This window comes from Novipirellula methanifontis (genome assembly GCF_052161655.1).
GTDB lineage: Bacteria > Planctomycetota > Planctomycetia > Pirellulales > Pirellulaceae > Novipirellula.
Genome location: NZ_CP197418.1, coordinates 7,519,752 through 7,537,961, shown reverse-complemented (window position 1 = coordinate 7,537,961; position 18,210 = coordinate 7,519,752). Strand labels below are relative to the sequence as shown.

Here is an 18,210-nt window from a genome sequence, read left to right as displayed (position 1 = left end):
GGTGGTGACTCGTATTTGCGCGGCAACTATCCACGCTCTGGCGAGCGTAGCTACAGAACGCAAATGCCGTAATTAGCTGGATCAAAATGCTTCACAGCGTTGCGGTTCAGGGCGATGGTAAGCGGGGTGCTGGAATTCGTTGGTCAAATAAGCGTACCGAAAGTCGCAGTGACTTTCGGTAAACGGGCCTATCGGTTGATGATGCTCGATACTGACTCGCGAGTTTCATTACAAGCAACGATTCTCAATTCACGGTCTGCGTGTCGGCACTCCAGGCGTTTTTGGCGAAGCCGTTGTCCAACGGCGTTTGCGCAATGTGGTTGGTGTAGTTCGACAGGACCTTATAGGCAGTGCCCACGATCACGTCGAATATCGTTTGCTTGGTGTATCCGGCTGCCAGTAAGGCTTTGATGTCACTTTCATCAGGCCAGCCACGACTGAGGTTGACCTTCTCGGCATAGACTCGCAGTGCTTCGAGTTTAGGGTCTGCGATCGGAGTGCCTTCGCGAAGCGCCGTGATTACCTCTTCGTCGACTTTCAGCCCCTGCATGATCGACGTGTGAGCGGCCATGCAGTACGTACAACCGTTCAGCCGGTTGTTGGTCATGGCAATGATTTGACGCTCGGTGGGACTCAGATTTGTCTTGTTATCGAAAATCTCGGCGACAGTTTGATACGCTTCCAGTAGCGCCGGCGATTCCGCCATCACCGCATGCAGGTTCGGTACAAAGCCGTAAGCCTTCTTGCTCTTTTCGAGCAAAGGTTTGCTGTCGCCGGCGGTTTCGATCGTGTGTACTGCAAAGTCGGTCATCTTTCGCTCTCCGGAAGGTTTTGACCATGCGGTCAAAATGGGTTTAAAAAAAATGGAGGAGCCACGCTGCTCGCCTGGATTCTCGGCTCCACATGCCGTCGAATTCACCTCGCCTGATCCATCTACTATACGGGTCTGGAACGGTCGGTCAAGACTGTTTTTTTGAACAGCGAAGAAGTACGACTGCGGCAGCGAATGCCCCACTCCAACTGCCTCTGTCGTGGTTTATTTAATCATTGCCCATGGCGACTCAATCATCGGCCATGGCGCCTTTGACCAAAGCGACCAAGCCCAGCACAAACAAGATGGGTGGGTAGAAGAAGATCACACCTGCGGCAAGTCCACCAAAAAACCAGACCAAGGCGGCAACCATCATAAACAGCCCGCCCATCGTACCGCTGCTGAAAAACGAGCTGCCACCGTGGTCGATGGTATTTCCGTTTCGACGTTCATTGGCAAGCTGTCGCTGGGCATCAGCAAGATGCGTGTTGCTGGTCGCGTGAGCCGGAGCTTGCGGCGCGTGGGATCCAGGCTGCACTGCAGGATTCGCGTACGGATGTGGCTGAGCCTGCATCGCCATACCAGCGGCAGACGGATAAGTTGCAGCCGGAGTCGCCGGCAAATCATCCAGCCAATCATTCATGGCTGCCGCGGGCTGCGAAGCCGCCGCCGCAGGTGCGGCGTACAAAACCGCCGGGGATTGGGCATCCGCAAGTGGCACTTTGTTGACTTGACCGCATGGACAGCGGACCGACTTGCCACGTGCTGACAGCGGAGCCGCCAGGCGTTTTCCGCACGCACACGAGAGTGTCACTTTTTCATTAGCCGACGATGTGCCGCCAATCGCAGCGGTCCCAGAGCCGGCGGATGCGCTGGAGCCATTGCCGCCGGGGACGCGAAATTGTTGGCCACAGGTGCATTTGACCTGTTTCCCCGCCAATTCAGGCTTGGATTTCAAAATGCGACGACACGCAGGACATGCAAATTGCGACATGATATTTCACCTGAGAGCGAACTGCAAACAGGCGTCCGTCCCCTGCCGCGTGGAGCAAAGGATACCTACCCGAACACGCTAGGTCAAATTTTTTATTGCATCGTGCCCCGCACGCCGAAAGTGGTTGCAACTTAGGTCGTCCAATCGAGTCCGTAGGGCAGCTGATTCAAGCATTCAGGTTGGCCCTCGGTGACGAGCAGCATGTCTTCCACACGGACCCCGCCGACTTTACGACCGTATAGACCTGGCTCGATCGTAAACACTTCACCTTCGAGCAACTCGCCTCCGCCATGATCAAGCAGAATAGGCTCGTGCACGTCGAGCCCGATGCCGTGTCCCAAGCCATGCTGGATACTTGCTTCGTCCGTGATCTTGCCACGTGAAAGCTTGTAGCCGTGCTGTTTTAACACGTCTTCAGCCGCTTGATTGACGTCGCTTGCCGAATTGCCGGCGACCAATAATTTCGCGGAAGTAACTCTGGCGAGGACAACCGCATTGTGCATTGCCGCGACGATTTCGGACACTTGCCCGTTGACCACCGTCCGCGTGCAATCACCGTTGTAATAGGTTGTCTCGTCACGAGGGTACAGGTCAACGATGATAGGTTGCTCGGTCAACAACGGTCCGGTGCCGCTGTGATGACAATCGGCAACCTCCGGCGCCGACGCCACAATGGCACCGTGTCCCATGCTGAAACCACGCTTCATGAATTCGAGACCTGCAAGGCGTCGAATCGACTCGCTCGTTTGCACTTCGCTGCCGTGACAGAGTTGGCCTTGTGCATTCACGCTCGCATTGGCGATTCGCTCACACATCATCCGCATTACCTCTTCGGTGACGGATTGGGCGTTGCGAAGGTATTCGATTTCTTGGTCCGACTTCACCCGTCGATCGAGGACGCCCAGGTCCTCGTCGTACAGCAGTTCGATCTCGGCTTGCTGAAGATGCCAGGCAAAGATGAACGGCAACGAACGATCCGCCGTCACACGCTCGACTCGTTTGGATCGCAGCACCTGAACGAGAGCTTGTGCGGTGGCCGTTTCGCGGTCAGCGTTCAACCCCAGCGGCGGTTCGTGTTCACCGGGACAGGTCACATGATCCGCACCGCTGCGTTTGCGAACGCGATCCATTTCCAGATCGCGGACCAACGCAATCGTATGCCCCCCCAGATCGATCCAAGCGGCGGGGTCTCCCAGCGGCACCTGAAGTCGTCGGAACAGTGAAGCATTTTTGTCAGCAAAACCAGCAAGGATGGAAGCATTCATCGTGAAAGTGAGGGTACAAGGAGACGAGAAGGTTGAGGCGTAAACTTAGACGAGATGGGGAGCAATCTCTAGGCTAACAATTTATTTTGCGGCTAGCCAATGCCTGGGAAGAAATAGGCAAACACAAGGGTGAAGAACAAAGCCGAAATCCCCATCGCTGTCGACATCGGCGCAATCACGCGAAGTCCTTCGGATTCGGTCATCCCGCTCATCCGAGTGATCACCCAAAAACCGCTGTCGGTCATCCAAGATATCGGTTTGCTTCCCGCGCCGATCGCCATCGCGAGATAAACGGGATGAAACGGAAGCGACTCCGAATTTGCAAACCCTTGCAAAACACCCGCTGCGGTAATCATCGCGATTGTCGCGGATCCTTGCAGAGTACGAATCGATGCGGTGACGAGAAACGCGAGCGGCAATAACATTAATCCGGGCACGTCGCCGGCTAGCTCGGCGACCGCTTGCGCGATTCCAGCTTGGTACAGCATCGCTCCGAAGGCGCCTCCGGCTGCGGTAATCAAAATGATATTTCCAGCGGAACTCAACGATCGATTTACCAGCGATTTTCGTTTCTCAACGGGGCAGTAGCGAATCAGCGACATGGCAAATACCGCCCCGACCGCGATCGCGATATTTTTGTCACCAATGAATTCCAGCAAGCGATCGAGCCCAGGGGACTCGATCGTTCCCGCTTCGCTGAAATAGATCCCCACCGATCCGATGCCGATCATCGCGACGGGGACGAGGATCGGCAATACTGATGCGATCAACGACGGTCGCGGCGATTCGCGATCGACGTTTGCGGTTTCTGCTTCCGATGCTTCGGAGTCACCCTCGCTGATCGGGCGCAGCGGCACATCGACTAAATGATTGATGATTCGCGCGGAGATCAAAGAGAACACACTGCTGCAACCACCGATGGCAAGTCCGGCGATCATCATCGTGCCGATGTCTACCCCAATGATCTCAGCGACTTGCAGTGGTCCCGGGGTGGGTGGCACCAACGAGTGGGCAATCGAGCCGCCCGCCATGATCGCCATTAGAAACAACACATAATCTTTACCGAGTTTGCGGCGGAGCGAGCGTGCCAGCGGGACCATCAGATAGAAGACTGTGTCAAAATAGACCGGTATCCCGATCACAAAGGAGCTGGCGGCAATTGCTTCGGCCGCTCGCCGCTCGCCCGTCATGCTCAGAATCGAATCAACGATCCGCGACGCGGCGCCCGATTCGAGCAAACATTGGCCAATGATGCTGGCCAACGCGATCAAAATCCCGATCTTTCCTGCCGTTTCCCCAAACGCAGTCGCCAAACGAGATTGCGGCGATTGAGATGTGAATGAGGCCGCTGCTTTTGCGGTTATCTTGCCGTTGGCGAGTTGCGACTGGGCATAGTGATCGAGATTTGCGTGACTCGACAAACTCGCAACTAGTAATCCTGCTAACAAGAGTGTGAGGAAGGCGTGAAGGCGGAACACTAGGATCGAAACCAAGACCACCACTACTGAAATTGCGACCACCCACCAAACATCGATTCCCGTGGTCCAAGTGAATATTCCCGCACTTTGAGCGGTAAGTGATGGGGAGGCAGAAGGCGATGGGGCAGCGACACTTGCGATCGCGGTGCTGGAATGCGCTAAGATTTGAGCAAACATGTGTGGCATTGTGTCCAATATTGACTTCCTGGGATGATGCTGTCCTTGGCGACAGTGCCGTATCGCCTTAAATTGACGTGCGTGCTGGAATTTCAGTACAAATTGCCGCAGAACACCTGACATGCAACCGCGTGCCCATCCTACCATCGCGTGGTAGGTTATTGCGAAACGGCTAAGATATTTGTCAAGCAGCGACGGAATGCTGCGACAATCCGTCATTTCGCACTTGTTGCGGCTTTACCACTTTCACATGCAAAGCAAGACGACCGACGTGGCTAACTTGACTACCAACCCATCATTCTTTCTTCGGCACGAGTTCGCGATTCGCCGATTCCATTCCTTGATTGGGATCGTGCCTCTCGGGCTTTACATGGTCATCCACCTGACGACCAACGCCAGCCTGATGAACGGCCCTGAAACGTTTCAGCGCGCGGTCTATATGATCCACAGTGCTGGAAGGGCATTGCCGTTGGTTGAATGGGGTGGAATCTTTATTCCGCTACTATTCCACGGCATCCTGGGAGTCTGGATCGCGAAAAACGCAAAACTGAATACCAACCATTATCGTTTCGCGAGCAATCGGCGTTACGCGTGGCAGCGATATACCGGGATCGTCGCTCTTGTCTATCTGTTCTTTCATATTTTGCATTTGCATGGATGGTTCCACTTTGGGCCGTATTTGGAAGTCATCCGCCCGCTGCAATTTGCTGCGTTCAAACCTTACAACGCTGCCAGCACGCTAGTTGAATCGATGAACCAGTGGGGCGGATTCGTGTGGCCCGCGTTTTATCTTGTGGGCATGATGTGCTGCGTCTATCACTTGGCAAACGGGCTGTGGACAGCGGGCATCACTTGGGGATTGTGGATCACACCCGCAGCTCAAAAACGAGCATCAAAAGTTTCGCTGGTGTTTGGTGTCGTTCTATCGGTTATCGCATTGAGTGCTTGGTGGGCTGCTGTGGCACCGGGCCCCGAAGAAGCCCTTCGCTACCGTGACATCGAAAACCGAATGTTTGAAGCAAACGTCGAGTCCGGCGTGATCTCGGACTTGCCCGAGAAACGCTACGAAGAATTGGCCATCGAAGCCGCTGAATAACGAGTCCCCTTCGATAACCAAACTTGAAAATTGAATCCAAGTTTGCGTCACAAGACCTATAAGCTACTTCCACAAAACTGTTTGATTTGAATTATGTCTGAGCATCGTGTTGTCGTAATTGGTGGTGGACTTGCCGGACTCGCAGCTACCATGAAGCTAACGGAGTTGGGTGTGAAGGTTGACTTGCTCAGCCTGACTCCGGTGAAACGCTCGCACAGTGTGTGTGCCCAAGGCGGTATCAACAGCTGCAACGACGCGACCCGGCAACTGGGTGATGACGAGTGGAAACACTTGGACGACACCGTGTACGGCGGTGACTTTTTGAATCATCAGCCGCCAGTTAAAGAAATGGCTTTCTGGGCTCCCAAAGTCATCGACTTGATGGATCGGCTTGGTGTCCCGTTTAACCGCACCGGCGAAGGCTTTATCGATCGCCGACGTTTCGGTGGCACGCTCTACAAGCGAACCGCGTTCGCGGGTGCAACGACTGGCCAGCAATTGTTGTACGCATTGGACGAACAAGTGCGTCGTGCGGAAAACGATGGCATGGTCAAAAAGTACGAGTTCTGGGATTTCCTCGCCCCGATCAAAGATGACGACGGCCGTTGCCGCGGCGCGGTGGCTCAAGACATGGTTTCGATGGAAATCAAGGCGTTCCCAGCCGATGCGGTGGTCGTTGCGACCGGTGGCTGTGGGCTCGTCTATGGACGCAGCACGATGAGTGTCTTCTGCACCGGCAGTGCCGCGAGTCGCTGTTTCCAAGCGGGCGCAAAGTACGCCAACGGCGAGTTTATCCAAGTTCACCCAACCGCGATTCCCGGTAGCGACAAACTGCGATTGATGAGCGAATCGGCGCGTGGCGAAGGCGGACGCGTATGGGTTCCTCGAAAACCGCAAGACCCGCGTGAACCCAAACAGATTCCTGAAAACGAGCGTTACTACTTCTTGGAAGAACGCTATCCCGAATACGGCAATCTCGTTCCGCGTGACATCGCCACTCGCGAAATCTTTGACATCTGTGTCAACGATGGATTGAGTGTCGATCCCGAAAAAATGTGCGTCTACCTCGACCTGACCCACATCGAACGCTCGGAATTAGATCGTAAACTCGGCGGCATTTTGGAAATTTACGAAAAATTCCAAGGCGTTGACCCACGTGACGAACCGATGCGAATCTTCCCTGCGGTTCACTACAGCATGGGTGGATTGTGGGCCGATTACGTGAAGAGCGACAACGGAGGCCTCGAACCGGGCGCCCCGCAGAACCACATGACCAACATCCCCGGTTTGTACGCGATCGGTGAGTGCGATTACCACTACCACGGTGCAAATCGGCTCGGTGCGAACTCGCTGCTGTCGTGCATTTTCACCGGATTGTTCACCGGCCCTTCGATTCTGAACTACGCCAACAGCCAATCCAGCGGCAGTAACGATGTGCCCGCAGCGGTCATCGACGCAGCGGTCGAAGCGCAAACTAAACGACATCAGGATCTGTTGACCGGCAATGCCGGCAGCGACGAGAACCCATACCTGATCCACCAAGAGTTGGGCGATCTGATGACACGTGTGGCAACCGTGGTTCGCCGCAATGACCAACTCGCTGACGCGATCGAAAAGATTCAAGAACTGCACGAGCGTGCAATGCGAGTGAATCTTTCGGACACGGGCAGCTGGACCAACCAAAATGTGATCTTTGCCAAAGCACTTCAGGACATGTTCCCGTTGGCCAAAGCGATCCTGAAAGGTGCATTGCAACGCGACGAGTGCCGAGGGGCCCACTTCAAGCCCGACTTCCAAAAACCGTCGCTGACATCCGAAGATCCTGTCGAGCGACGTCAACAAGCCGAGGCTTGGTGTGATGCGTTTGAAGCGAACAACCAAAAATATCTGAAGTCGACCGTGGCGTCATGGAACGCTGACACCAAGATGCCCGACATCGTCTACGAAGATGTCGACACCTCGCTGATTCCACCACGACCACGCTTGTACGGTCTGGTCGGTGCCGAAGAGATTGAAAAGGTTTGGAACGAGCGGGCCAAAGCCGCACTTGCTCAATAGCTCGCTCAATCCAATGGGAACGCGAGTCAAGTTTGGCGTCACAACGAACCATCGCGACTTGCTCCCGAAGCTAGAATATTATTGTCTCACTGAAATTCAAATTCACCATTTTTGCCATTGTTAGGATCGACGGATGAATGCCCTCGAACCCAATTCGAAGAAACGTCCCGAGTTCATCAACGTTCGCGTTCGTCGACAAGACGCTCCTGGGAAAGAACCGTACTGGGAACTTCACAAGATCAAATACGAACCCGAATTGAACGTGATCAGTGTTCTGCAGCGGATCGCGGCCCAAGCGAAAACGTCGGACGGCAAAAAAGTCAATCCAGTCGCATGGGATTGCGGATGTCTCGAAGAGGTTTGCGGTGCGTGCACGATGGTCATCAACGGTCGTGTTCGACAAAGCTGTAGTGCGTTGGTCGATCGGCTGCTCGCAGAAAACAGCGACGAACTTGTGCTCGAACCGATGAGTAAGTTCCCCGTCGTCCGTGACCTGCAAGTCGACCGCGAACGACTGTTCCATAATCTGTCGCGGGTCAAGGCTTGGGTGCCTGTCGACAGCTATTACGATATGGGACACGGTGAGCGTGTATCACGCGAAGACCAGGAAAGAAACTATCCGCTTAGCCAATGCATGAGTTGCGGATGCTGCTTGGAAGCCTGTCCTCAATTCTTGAAGGTGGAATTGGAGCGGCGTGAGGGCGAATCGGATGAAGCCTACCAAGCACGCAAGGATGCAGAATTCGACGAAAGCTTTGTGGGCCCGCATGCGATCTCGCAAGCGATGTTGTTTAACAACCACCCGACCGGCAAAACGCTTGCCGACGACCGCTTAGAAGCACTCAGCGGCCCTGGTGGAATACAGATTTGCGGCAACGCTCAGAACTGTGTCGCGGTATGCCCGAAAGAAATTCCGTTGACGACGTCGATCGCAAGAACGGGTCGCGCGACCACTTTGTACGCGATCCGCAAGTGGTTCGAAAAATAAACCACGGTTGATGTAGGTTGGCAAATCGTGAGCCGAGTGCCGTAAGGACGTGCAGTTTGTTACTGATGTAGCTACGCTCGCCAGAGCGTGGATTTCCGCCGTCTGGCGACGGCAGGTACCCGGGACCCAAAATTTGTTTTTCGCACGTTGCTAAGGCACCGGGTACTTTGTGGGGCCTTTCCGCTCGCGCGTTGCGGCTTGCTGTATCAACAGCGTTAGCCACGAGGCTCATCGTTAAACGTCTAGCGTCCAATCGCCAAACAAGATGATGCCTAATCGCATTCGTTGTGCGAATGCGATGGCAACGCGAGATTCGCGGGTGCGTTACGCCAGCACAGGCGTTGAGTGCACCATCAGCCGCTTGTGATCACGTACGACTCGCATAAACTCGTCTTCGTGGACGGGTTTGCGAATGTAATCGTGGACACCAAGGATGTTGCAACGTTCGCGAATGCACTCATCTTCGTTGGCCGTTAAAACCACCGTGGTCAGTGAGTCGGTGTTCACATCACTATTCTGCAACAACTCGATCACATCGATACCTGAACCATCAGGCAAATTGAGATCGAGCAAAAGCAGATCTGGTTTTGGCGCTCGAGCGAAGACTCCTTCTTGCCGCAAAAATTTGATTGCTTCGTTGACACTACGAACCAAGGTCAAGCGATGATGAACTTGGCTTCGACGTAGTGAATGAATCGTTACACGAGCATCCATCAGGCCATCCTCGACCAACAATATCTCCATCGGTTTGACACGTGAGCCAGAATGCATAGTGGAAACTCCCCTATCGGCATTGCCTAAAAACTTAATTAACCAGCGCCGAGCGAATCTTCGATCAACGCGTTCTCGGCCTGCTCATGCTCTCGCAATTTCTTATCGAATGCTTGAGTCTGATCCACCAACTCTCGAACATAACTAGCGTTGGCACCTCGGTATTGAAGCTCTTCGGCTTTCTCGATCAGTTCGCTTAATAGCAAATACAGCGAACAATGTTGAGCGAGCGTTTTTTCAGCAGCGTTGGCTTTAAGCAAACTGAACTCGGGTGAGACTTCGATATACCCATATGACTCTTCGAGCGCGAATTGCAGCGCCATTTGATCACGAAGGTCGTTCAGCCATCGCACCAAATCTCGCGTTACCTGAGATGGCTCTTCCACGCATTCACAAATCTGACGCACCCTATGAAGCGTATGCCAAAAATCAGGATGACTGTCTTTTATCTCCTGAAGAAACGCCGGATTTACCACAAGCGTTTTTTTCGCTGCACGTACCGTCGATACGACTGTCGCCATGGATATGCCTCCCTGAGTGTGAGAACGCTGCGGCTGTAGGTGAGATTAGATGCAGGTCGAACACTGAGCAGAAGGAATGTGAAACTGCATAGCCGCTCTCCAAATTTTAACCGCCTCGAGAGAGTAGGGTCAAGCTTTTGGAGTAATTCTGGACAGGAGTTACAGTTTATCTGCTACGTGCCCCCCCCGAAGTGCCGTGTATTGGCTGTACAGCAGCGTTTCCTTGCCGTTTGAGCAATCCTTCCCCGCTAAAGCTCGTTTAAACCGTCTGGGAGAGGGGTGTGTTGCAGTCCCGGCGAGCTAGTTCCTGCCGCAATTCTTTAGCAATGAATTCTTTAGCGACGGTTTGGTTCCCCTAATGAATTTGGTGCCCCTAGGAAAATCCAGATCGATCTGGAGGACTAGGTCGATCTCCAAATCCGTGAGTTGACGGTGGAAGCAAGTTGTCTTCTTGCTTACGGCGTACTGTTTCCTATCCGACTTCCGATCGACGGGTATCGATCCGTCCCTTTACTGACTCGGCATCTGGATTTGAACCGTTTTCAGAGAGAACAAATCTGCGCTTGCTTGGTCACTCTCGTCGAGGATGTAGCAAGCCACTCATCCATGTTGTCTCGTGCCATTCTGTTATCGGCAACGGATGTGATGCGAAAAGGAATACAGATTGCGGATATCCGCACAATGACAAGCACTCTAATCGATCGCAGAGCAAAGATGTTAAAAAGTAACTCGCGTGAGACCACTCGATGAGTTACTCGAACGTGGAGCGAAACACAACGCTATACACTTGCGTTAGACTTGTCGCTTTGCTCAAGCAATTTCGCTGTTGCAAACAGAAAGTGAGTGTCAATGCGATCTGAACAATACGATGCGTTAGGATCACGCTACACGCTGCTGAAGTCGGTTCAGGCAGTTGTGGTTGATTGAGCCCCGTGTCAATAAAGAATTGATTAAACTCAAGCTCCGTTGCAATAAAACATGCAGGTAAACTGCTAGCTTTTATTCCATCGATCACCGTCGAAGAAGGTCTCCATCACAATCTAACACGATCGAATTCGTTACATTCAATCGCGTTGATCAGGTCCATTGAGTCGAACCTACAAATCGAAAAAAAAGTTTACGTGAGCAACTCGTGTTTTTTGCGGAAGTTTTGTCACAACCGAGCGGTCCTTACAAAAACTCTTTCCGGTTTGTTGTTGACATTGGAAGCGAACGTCGCCACATTCACGCACGATCAAAACTTGATCGAGCAGGAGCGGTCACTTCAATGTTGATCGCACCCACTTTTCCCAAACTGATTGTCGGAGAGATCTCAATGCGAAACCCGAAAGACTCAAGTAAACTTGGTCACTCGGCTCGCCCTCTTTCACCCAACCTGCTCAAGATCGGTGACACATAAAAGAATCAAACGTCGGAATGGACCCGGCGTTCACGTGATGTGATATAAAGCGGTCTCTGAATGATTCAGAGTGTCCGAAATCGTTACGAAGGATTCTAACGACAAGTAATTGGGAGCTTCCACTGATGGATCGATTACGAAATGAGTCGCCCACAACTCATGCACATGGATGTCGCTCCCATTTTTTACTGTTTAGTTGTGCTGATTCGAAGTCGCTAGCGACTTCCTTTTGTTTCAGCACGACAGACTAACGATCTCTTGGCGAAGGATCACCAAGCGATCAGGCAGTCAAATAGTAAATCGCGAAGCTGGCGGCGCACGAAGCAATGCCAGCTCGCGTTTTTTTTTGCCGTGACTTCTCTCTACAGTCGCGGCTTTGCAGGAACGACTGATTCTTGCCACGGTGCGAATCCTTCGATCCGAGTGTTGCGGCGGAACACACGTGTTCCGCAGGTCACGTACAACGTCGTCCCCTGAGGCCCGCCAAAGACACAGTTCGACAAACGTCCCTGCGAACTCGGCCGATCGATGATGACGTGAACACGTCCCGGTTGATCAAACACTTGCACCCCAAGCGAGGTCGCGACCAGCAGCGAACCGTCTTTGGCCATCGTCACGCCATCCGCACCGGTGTTCAATTCGTCCTGCGGTTGATGGACGTAGTAGTACGGTTGCCCAAACGACAATTTGCCGGGCTGCTCAATCCGGTACGACCACACGTAACGACCGGTGGCGTCGACGACGACCAAGAAACGCTTGTCCGGCGTGACTGCAATGCCATTAGGTTTCCCTGGAAACGAGCGAGCATCGACGTTGTCGCCACTTGCCACCACGGTTGGCTCTCCTCCATGCGGCAGATACCACACGGCGGGCTTCAGCGGATCGGTGAAATAGATTCCATCTTCGAGCACCACGAGATCATTGCAGCCGACATCTGATGCGATCACGGTTTGCGCACCGTCGGGTGCAATACGTGAGATCTTTCGCTCTTTGTTTCTCGCTGCGTACAAGTTGCCTTTTGCATCGAACATCAAGCCGCTGACTCCGATGATGCCGTCGATGAATTTGGACGCTCCCTTGCCATCGGCATTCACTTTCCAGATTTCTCCTGCGGGACCGTCGATAAAATAGACGCTGCCATCGGGCGCAACGGCGGGGCCTTCGGTGTAGCGATGCCCCTCGCTGACCAGTTGCCATGTCTCGCCGGGAATCAATCGATCTTTCAATTCGGGATGTTCATCAATCGTCACTTCGATCGGTTTGTCAAAGTCTTGCCAAAGCCAACGCATCGCATCGGGCATGATGGCTGCGCCATGTTTACCGTTATGGCCTCCGTCTCCCCAATCGTTTTTGACTTGATACCCCGCCCACTGCAGTGCCGAGAGCATGGTCTGGTTGGCGTTCCACCAACTACCGCCGTAAATGTCGAGATCGTTTCGCCCGTCTTGCAGAAAAACGCGAAGTGGCTTGGGCTCGGTCTTGCGAACTAACGTTGGATACTCGTTACCGCCTCTAAGTCCCACGTAGGTTCCAACCGTGCTGAAGACGCGACGGAATTGGTCAGGCCGATGCCAGGCAACGCCAAACGCTGCGATCGCGCCGCTACTGCTGCCACCGATCCCACGCAGATTAGGATCGTCGCTGATGTTGTATTTTTGTTTGACGACCGGCAACAACTCGTCGATCAAAAATGTGGCGTAGCGATCGCTGACGCTGTCGTATTCGTAACTGCGATTGAACCGTGACTGTGCTTCGGCGCCGCCCGGCACGACACCGGGGTTGACCATGACGGCAATCGTGACCGGCATTTCTCCTTTGTGAATCAAGTTGTCAAACACAACGGGCACACGCCAATTGCCTTTTCGGTTGATGTAACCACCCCCGTCTTGGAACACCATCAACGCAGCAGGCTTGGCGGCATCGTGCTGCGCCGGAACATAGACGAAATAGTCTCGCTCGGTTCCGGGGAACACGCGGCTGTTGGCGAAGTGATACGATTCCACCTGGCCTTCGGGAACGCCGGTCTGTGGTTGTGAATCAGGATGCAGCGGATACGACTCTTCGGCGTGCAGCGAGATGGGCGCCGTCACGAGAACCAGCGAGAGGATTCCCAACAGACGTGTCAGGCGGAGAGCGACAATCGTTTTTCGCATGTGCAATTCCTTGGTAGGTTGTTCTAGAAAGGGAAAGGAGGGAGGGTTGTCTTTGTTCCAAAGCAAATGATAATCAAACGCGATGATACCACTACGCGACAGCATACCGAGCCGCACGATTCCGGTGATCAATTACTTGATCATTGCGTTGTGTGCCGCCGCGTTTATTGCCCAATTGGTATCCGAGGAACAGGGCAATCGAATCGCGGAACGTTTGGGCATGGTGCCGGCGAGATTGTCCGGCGCGAACGCAGATCCGGAAATCAGCGAACGCATAGGCGTCCAAACTCAGCGTGGAATCGAAGTCCGCACGATTACTCGCAAACTTGCTCCGTCACCGATCCCGGCGTGGATGACGCTGATCACGTGTATGTTCTTGCATGGCGGATGGATGCACTTTATCGGCAACATGTGGTTTCTGTATATCTTTGGCGATAACGTCGAAGATCGCTTGGGGCATTTCGGTTACGCATTAATGTATTTAGGCACCGGGATCGCCGCTTCGCTATCGCACTACTTTACCGATCCATCGAGCCCGATGCCGACGATTGGTGCAAGCGGCGCAATCGCGGGTGTGATGGGAGCTTACGCATGGTTGTATCCGCATGCGAAGGTCCAGACGTTGATACCGCTGATCGTGATCATCCAAGTGATCATTGTGCCAGCGCCGTTGTTTCTGGGGATTTGGTTTGCCCTGCAAACGTACAGCGGTATCACCGCAGTGGCCGGTGGCGCCGCAACCGGAGTGGCATGGTGGGCTCACATCGGCGGCTTTGCCGCAGGAGCACTCGCGGCGATCATCATCGGACGCACGCCGCTCGGACACGAGGCGGTGACAGAACGACGATTTTAATTAAAGCAGGTAGGCAGGAGTCTTTCGGGACATTAGCCGTTTTGGCGCGAGCCACGGTTCCTGCGTTCAACCGGGGCTAACGCTGGTCCGCTTAAAAGTTGGTATTGACGTCGGATATTGGAGGTGACTTTTTCTTCCGGCCGATACTGTAGTTACCTCTCCACCGACGAAGAAGACTGCTGATTTAGTAGCAAAGTTGATTCGTTGAGCGGATTTGGTTTGCACCGCGAACAAATTTGAGATTTTTATCCGGTAGCCCCTCTTCGCAAGCCAGTCTCGCTGGAGACAAGCTGCAGCCGATTGGCACGCGAGTTGGACTCGTTTGCGGCCCCGATCAATCTTGTTTTACCAACATCCGATCATCTTGGCGCACGAAGGCCCCTTGAGGAGTTTCGTCAGACGCCGAACATTCACCATAAAGCCTGTCATTAGTTCTGAATTTTTACTTTGGATCGTCCCCAGTACCGTGCCCTTCGACCGCATCCATGACGTACGATCTCATTGATCTTTCGCTCGATCGCGGGATGCTCTTTTCGCACCGAACGATACTCCTCCGTGCCCACGTTAGCGCGGGCTCGTTCGTACTCCGTTTCGTACTCATTTTTGGACACTCGACGGCCACGATGAGCCGTCGGTCTGAACTCTGGATAACATTGCGATAGTAGAGAACAAGTCCGACAACCCTTGAGCGAGAAGTCGTAAAACAACGAATTAGGCTTGTCTGCTTTTCGCCGTGGGGTGCCCGAGGTATGACCTGCCGGGCAGGTGACATGCTGACCATCTTCGCTTTGGAGGAACGCTGAATTGGGATAGCCTTTCCCTTCGCTGTGTTCGCTCGGCGGTGTGATCACGTCCACGGCAAGACCGTTGGGATCTTCCAGCGTTCGTAGCATCGGTCCGTTGAATCCAGCACCATCGATCGAGAGTTGCTCGATTTGATTACCGTGAACCGCGTGCTCGCGTTGCACCAAACTGATCGCGTCGTGGGCCTCGGCACCGTTGGCCGGAAGCACTTCGATTTGCGTCACCAGTCCGCTGTCGGCGTCCATCATCACGTCGAGCATGTAACCATCATAGAACTCGCCATGTTTGCCACGCCGTGCCTCGGGATCGACCACGCTAAGGGTACGGTCGCCGCTACCAGGATTCAAACAATCCGCCGTGATTTTCTCTGCCAAACTTCGCACCGCCAACAGCCGTTGCCAAGTCAATTTCTGTTCTGGATCGGGGGCTTCGGCGGGTAACCTCTGCATCCACTGGAGCATGTCCAGCACCAAATCCAAGCGAGCTTGCAAGCGGATCTCGTCGGATTCCTTTTCAGTCTCCGCTCGGATTCGCTCCGCCTCGATGTGGTATCCAGCGGCCAACTCGGCGTCGACGGACTCGATCGCTGAGAGCATCTTTTCTCTAAGTTGCGCGAGCAGTCTTAGAGTGGTGGGTACGGCGATGTTAGCCAGGACGTGGGTGGCGTCTTTTAGCCGAAGCCGATCGCGTACCACCCCGGCGTCCCGAGCAAAGGCGATCAGTCGATCGAAAATATCCTGAAATCCTTCCACTCCGAGACGCGCTCGAAAGCGGCAAATCGTGGAGGCGTCGGGCATTTCAAAACGGATAGGCACCTGGAGGAACCAACGAAATAGCAAATCCGTCTGAGCTCGGGCAACGACACCTCGGTCAGAGAGCCGGCAGGTATAGCGAAGAAACTCCAGCTTGAGCATATGAATGACAGGCAGAGCTGGTTGCCCCATGTTCGGAACATAATACTTTTCAAGGTCGCCGCGGAACGACTCCCAGGGGATCAACTGCAAAGCATCCAGTAACGGCGAGTCGCCCCGAATAACTCGTGCGTAAATGGCTAGGTCCTCGGCTGAAATTTCCAGCAGAAAATCACGGTCTCGTGTGATCATTCTTTGTTTCTTCTAGCACCTCACTCTTGCGTCCAAAGGGGGGATTCAATGGGGAATTATATGCACGCCGCAAAAACGAGGGAATGACTAAATCAGCAGTCTCCGAAGTCGGGGGAGAGGTGGCAGAAAAGTTGCGCAACCAAAAATCACCACAAGCCCAAAGTTTTAGCGGTCCAGGCTAACGCCCAAGCGAAACGCTGTGCCGCATTTTTTCTTATAGCGGTTGTGCTAATTTCGCGTAGCGGAAGTCGTCAAGACTTTCGTTCCATGGTGTATGCTCCCCGAAACTCTTGGCGAGTTCCGCTACGTCGGTTTGCCTCGATTTCATTTGCGATAACCAACGCTTTAGCCGAGGTTCTTCAGCACGCCGTTGCTGTCGCCAAACTTGTCTGCCTGGACGCCCATCTCTTTCAGCATCCATAGATACAAATTGCACAGCGGCGTGTGGTTCTCATAGCGAATGTGCTGCCCCGTTTTGATGCGACCATTACCGTTGCCGGCCAACAGAATCGGCAGGTCATCGTGATTGTGCCGATCCCCGTCGCTGATGCCGCTGCCGTAAACCAACATGCAATGATCCAGCAACGTTCCATCTCCTTCGCTGATCGAACTGAGTCGCTTTAGCAGATAGCCAAACCGATCGATGTGATATCGATTGATCTTTGCGATTTGAGCTTGCTTGTGCTCGCTTTTGCCATGATGCGACAATTCATGATGCCCCTCTTTGACATCGATATCGGGATAGCTGCGATTGCTGCCGGCGTTGGTGAACATGAATGAAATGATTCGTGAGCTATCGGTTTGAATCGCCAGCGTGATCATATCCATCATCAACTCGGAGTGCTCTTTCAATTCCTGTGGCACACCGCTGGGTCTCGGATAATCGGGGACGCCATCCTCGGAGATACTCAGTCGTTCCGCACCAGCCAATCGTTTTTCAACATCGCGGACGGCATACAAGTATTCGTCCAATTTTCGCCGATCGATTTCGGGCAGTGTCTTGTGCAGTTGCTTGGCATCCTCAAGCACAAAATCGAGCACACTCTTGCGGTACTTCTCACGAACACTCTTGGCTCGACGCGTTTCTTTTGATGTTTGTCCAGCGAACAAGCGATCGAACAGTGCACCGGGATCGACTTCTTTGGCCATCGGGTTGGTGGGGCCACGCCACGACATGTTCGAGGCGTAGGCACAGCTATAGCCGCTGTCACAATTTCCCGCCTGGGCACTCGCTTCGAGCCCGAGTTCGAGCGACCCGAATCGCGATTGACTGCCGATCTGTTCCGCCGCCACTTGATCGACCGAGACCCCGTTTTGAATATCCGCGCCGTTGGTCTTCTTTGGATGTGCCCCGGTTAGAAACGCTGCAACACTGCGAGCATGATCGCCGCCACCGTCGCCATGCGATCGGGCACCGTCAAGCGTCAAGCCTGTCAACACATTAAACTTGGATCGATGCTCGGCCAACCGCTCCAGCGTCGGCGTCATGGTGTATTTGTCGCCCCCTTCGATCGGTTTCCAATCGGGCATGTGCATGCCGTTGGGAACGTAAAAGAATCCCATCCGAAGCGGGACATCCGCCGGATCGGATGTGGCCGCCAACAAGCGTGTCGAGGACATTGAATCCAATAACGGCAATGCCAGCGAGGCTCCCACACCGCGTAACAGCGTTCGTCGCGAAAGTGAATTCAACATTTTGGATCGCTTCTTTTTAAAAAGGTGGGAACGTGTTTATCCGC

Annotated in this window: 13 protein-coding genes; 4 read left to right on the top strand and 9 right to left on the bottom strand. The window is 53.7% G+C overall.

The genetic code is table 11. From position 1 onward, the window contains the following. Nucleotides 1–244: 244 nt before the first annotated feature. The 4 genes from SH528x_RS26955 to SH528x_RS26940 all read right to left on the bottom strand — a co-directional run bounded on the left by SH528x_RS26955 (nucleotide 245) and on the right by SH528x_RS26940 (nucleotide 4,734). A complete protein-coding gene (locus SH528x_RS26955) occupies nucleotides 245–811 on the bottom strand; it encodes a carboxymuconolactone decarboxylase family protein (RefSeq protein ID WP_442506541.1) in 567 nt (188 codons plus the stop codon). 250 nt (nucleotides 812–1,061) lie between these two features. Next, a complete protein-coding gene (locus SH528x_RS26950) occupies nucleotides 1,062–1,805 on the bottom strand; it encodes a hypothetical protein (protein ID WP_442506540.1) in 744 nt (247 codons plus the stop codon). 131 nt (nucleotides 1,806–1,936) lie between these two features. After that, nucleotides 1,937–3,070, bottom strand: a complete 1,134-nt coding sequence (locus SH528x_RS26945; protein ID WP_442506539.1) for a M24 family metallopeptidase — start codon at nucleotides 3,068–3,070, stop codon at nucleotides 1,937–1,939. A 92-nt stretch (nucleotides 3,071–3,162) separates the two neighbouring features. After that, nucleotides 3,163–4,734: a GntP family permease gene (locus SH528x_RS26940; protein WP_442506538.1), complete on the bottom strand. Its 1,572-nt coding sequence runs from the start codon at nucleotides 4,732–4,734 to the stop codon at nucleotides 3,163–3,165. 262 nt (nucleotides 4,735–4,996) lie between these two features. Between SH528x_RS26940 and SH528x_RS26935 the strand changes: the two genes are divergently transcribed. From SH528x_RS26935 to sdhB, 3 genes are all read left to right on the top strand, one after another. After that, nucleotides 4,997–5,821 (top strand): succinate dehydrogenase cytochrome b558 subunit, encoded by an 825-nt coding sequence (locus tag SH528x_RS26935; RefSeq protein ID WP_442512183.1) that lies wholly within the window; start codon nucleotides 4,997–4,999, stop codon nucleotides 5,819–5,821. A gap of 93 nt (nucleotides 5,822–5,914) precedes the next feature. Next, complete coding sequence (gene sdhA, locus SH528x_RS26930; RefSeq protein WP_442506537.1) at nucleotides 5,915–7,879, top strand: succinate dehydrogenase flavoprotein subunit; 1,965 nt, start codon at nucleotides 5,915–5,917, stop codon at nucleotides 7,877–7,879. A 133-nt stretch (nucleotides 7,880–8,012) separates the two neighbouring features. Then, a complete protein-coding gene (gene sdhB, locus SH528x_RS26925; protein WP_442506536.1) occupies nucleotides 8,013–8,867 on the top strand; it encodes a succinate dehydrogenase iron-sulfur subunit in 855 nt (284 codons plus the stop codon). 324 nt (nucleotides 8,868–9,191) lie between these two features. On the opposite strand, the gene SH528x_RS26920 is transcribed toward sdhB, so the two are convergent. The 3 genes from SH528x_RS26920 to SH528x_RS26910 form a co-directional block, all read right to left on the bottom strand. Continuing rightward, nucleotides 9,192–9,638, bottom strand: a complete 447-nt coding sequence (locus tag SH528x_RS26920; protein ID WP_442506535.1) for a response regulator — start codon at nucleotides 9,636–9,638, stop codon at nucleotides 9,192–9,194. A 38-nt stretch (nucleotides 9,639–9,676) separates the two neighbouring features. Further along, the gene (locus SH528x_RS26915; RefSeq protein WP_442506534.1) at nucleotides 9,677–10,159 is read right to left on the bottom strand and encodes a hypothetical protein; all 483 of its coding nucleotides are present in this window, start codon (nucleotides 10,157–10,159) and stop codon (nucleotides 9,677–9,679) included. Nucleotides 10,160–11,920: 1,761 nt separating this feature from the next. Beyond that, complete coding sequence (locus tag SH528x_RS26910) at nucleotides 11,921–13,711, bottom strand: SMP-30/gluconolactonase/LRE family protein (protein ID WP_442506533.1); 1,791 nt, start codon at nucleotides 13,709–13,711, stop codon at nucleotides 11,921–11,923. 82 nt (nucleotides 13,712–13,793) lie between these two features. On the opposite strand from SH528x_RS26910, the gene SH528x_RS26905 reads away from it, so the two are divergent. Beyond that, on the top strand, nucleotides 13,794–14,564 hold the full coding sequence (locus tag SH528x_RS26905; protein ID WP_442506532.1) for a rhomboid family intramembrane serine protease: 771 nt from the start codon (nucleotides 13,794–13,796) through the stop codon (nucleotides 14,562–14,564). Nucleotides 14,565–14,992: 428 nt separating this feature from the next. On the opposite strand, the gene SH528x_RS26900 is transcribed toward SH528x_RS26905, so the two are convergent. Together SH528x_RS26900 and SH528x_RS26895 are read right to left on the bottom strand one after the other, a co-directional pair. Continuing rightward, nucleotides 14,993–16,471, bottom strand: coding sequence for a transposase (locus tag SH528x_RS26900; protein ID WP_442505263.1), 1,479 nt, complete (start codon nucleotides 16,469–16,471; stop codon nucleotides 14,993–14,995). Nucleotides 16,472–16,816: 345 nt separating this feature from the next. Further along, complete coding sequence (locus SH528x_RS26895; protein WP_442506531.1) at nucleotides 16,817–18,166, bottom strand: DUF1552 domain-containing protein; 1,350 nt, start codon at nucleotides 18,164–18,166, stop codon at nucleotides 16,817–16,819. Between the last annotated feature and the right edge of the window lie 44 nt (nucleotides 18,167–18,210).

Excerpts from the sequence above, each read along its gene's own strand:
- SH528x_RS26955 (WP_442506541.1), bottom strand. The coding sequence starts at position 811 with ATGACCGACTTTGCAGTACACACGATCGAAACCGCCGGCGACAGCAAA.
- SH528x_RS26950 (WP_442506540.1), bottom strand. The coding sequence starts at position 1,805 with ATGTCGCAATTTGCATGTCCTGCGTGTCGTCGCATTTTGAAATCCAAG.
- SH528x_RS26945 (WP_442506539.1), bottom strand. The coding sequence starts at position 3,070 with ATGAATGCTTCCATCCTTGCTGGTTTTGCTGACAAAAATGCTTCACTG.
- SH528x_RS26940 (WP_442506538.1), bottom strand. The coding sequence starts at position 4,734 with ATGCCACACATGTTTGCTCAAATCTTAGCGCATTCCAGCACCGCGATC.
- sdhA (WP_442506537.1), top strand. The coding sequence starts at position 5,915 with ATGTCTGAGCATCGTGTTGTCGTAATTGGTGGTGGACTTGCCGGACTC.
- sdhB (WP_442506536.1), top strand. The coding sequence starts at position 8,013 with ATGAATGCCCTCGAACCCAATTCGAAGAAACGTCCCGAGTTCATCAAC.
- SH528x_RS26920 (WP_442506535.1), bottom strand. The coding sequence starts at position 9,638 with ATGCATTCTGGCTCACGTGTCAAACCGATGGAGATATTGTTGGTCGAG.
- SH528x_RS26915 (WP_442506534.1), bottom strand. The coding sequence starts at position 10,159 with ATGGCGACAGTCGTATCGACGGTACGTGCAGCGAAAAAAACGCTTGTG.
- SH528x_RS26910 (WP_442506533.1), bottom strand. The coding sequence starts at position 13,711 with ATGCGAAAAACGATTGTCGCTCTCCGCCTGACACGTCTGTTGGGAATC.
- SH528x_RS26905 (WP_442506532.1), top strand. The coding sequence starts at position 13,794 with ATGATACCACTACGCGACAGCATACCGAGCCGCACGATTCCGGTGATC.
- SH528x_RS26900 (WP_442505263.1), bottom strand. The coding sequence starts at position 16,471 with ATGATCACACGAGACCGTGATTTTCTGCTGGAAATTTCAGCCGAGGAC.
- SH528x_RS26895 (WP_442506531.1), bottom strand. The coding sequence starts at position 18,166 with ATGTTGAATTCACTTTCGCGACGAACGCTGTTACGCGGTGTGGGAGCC.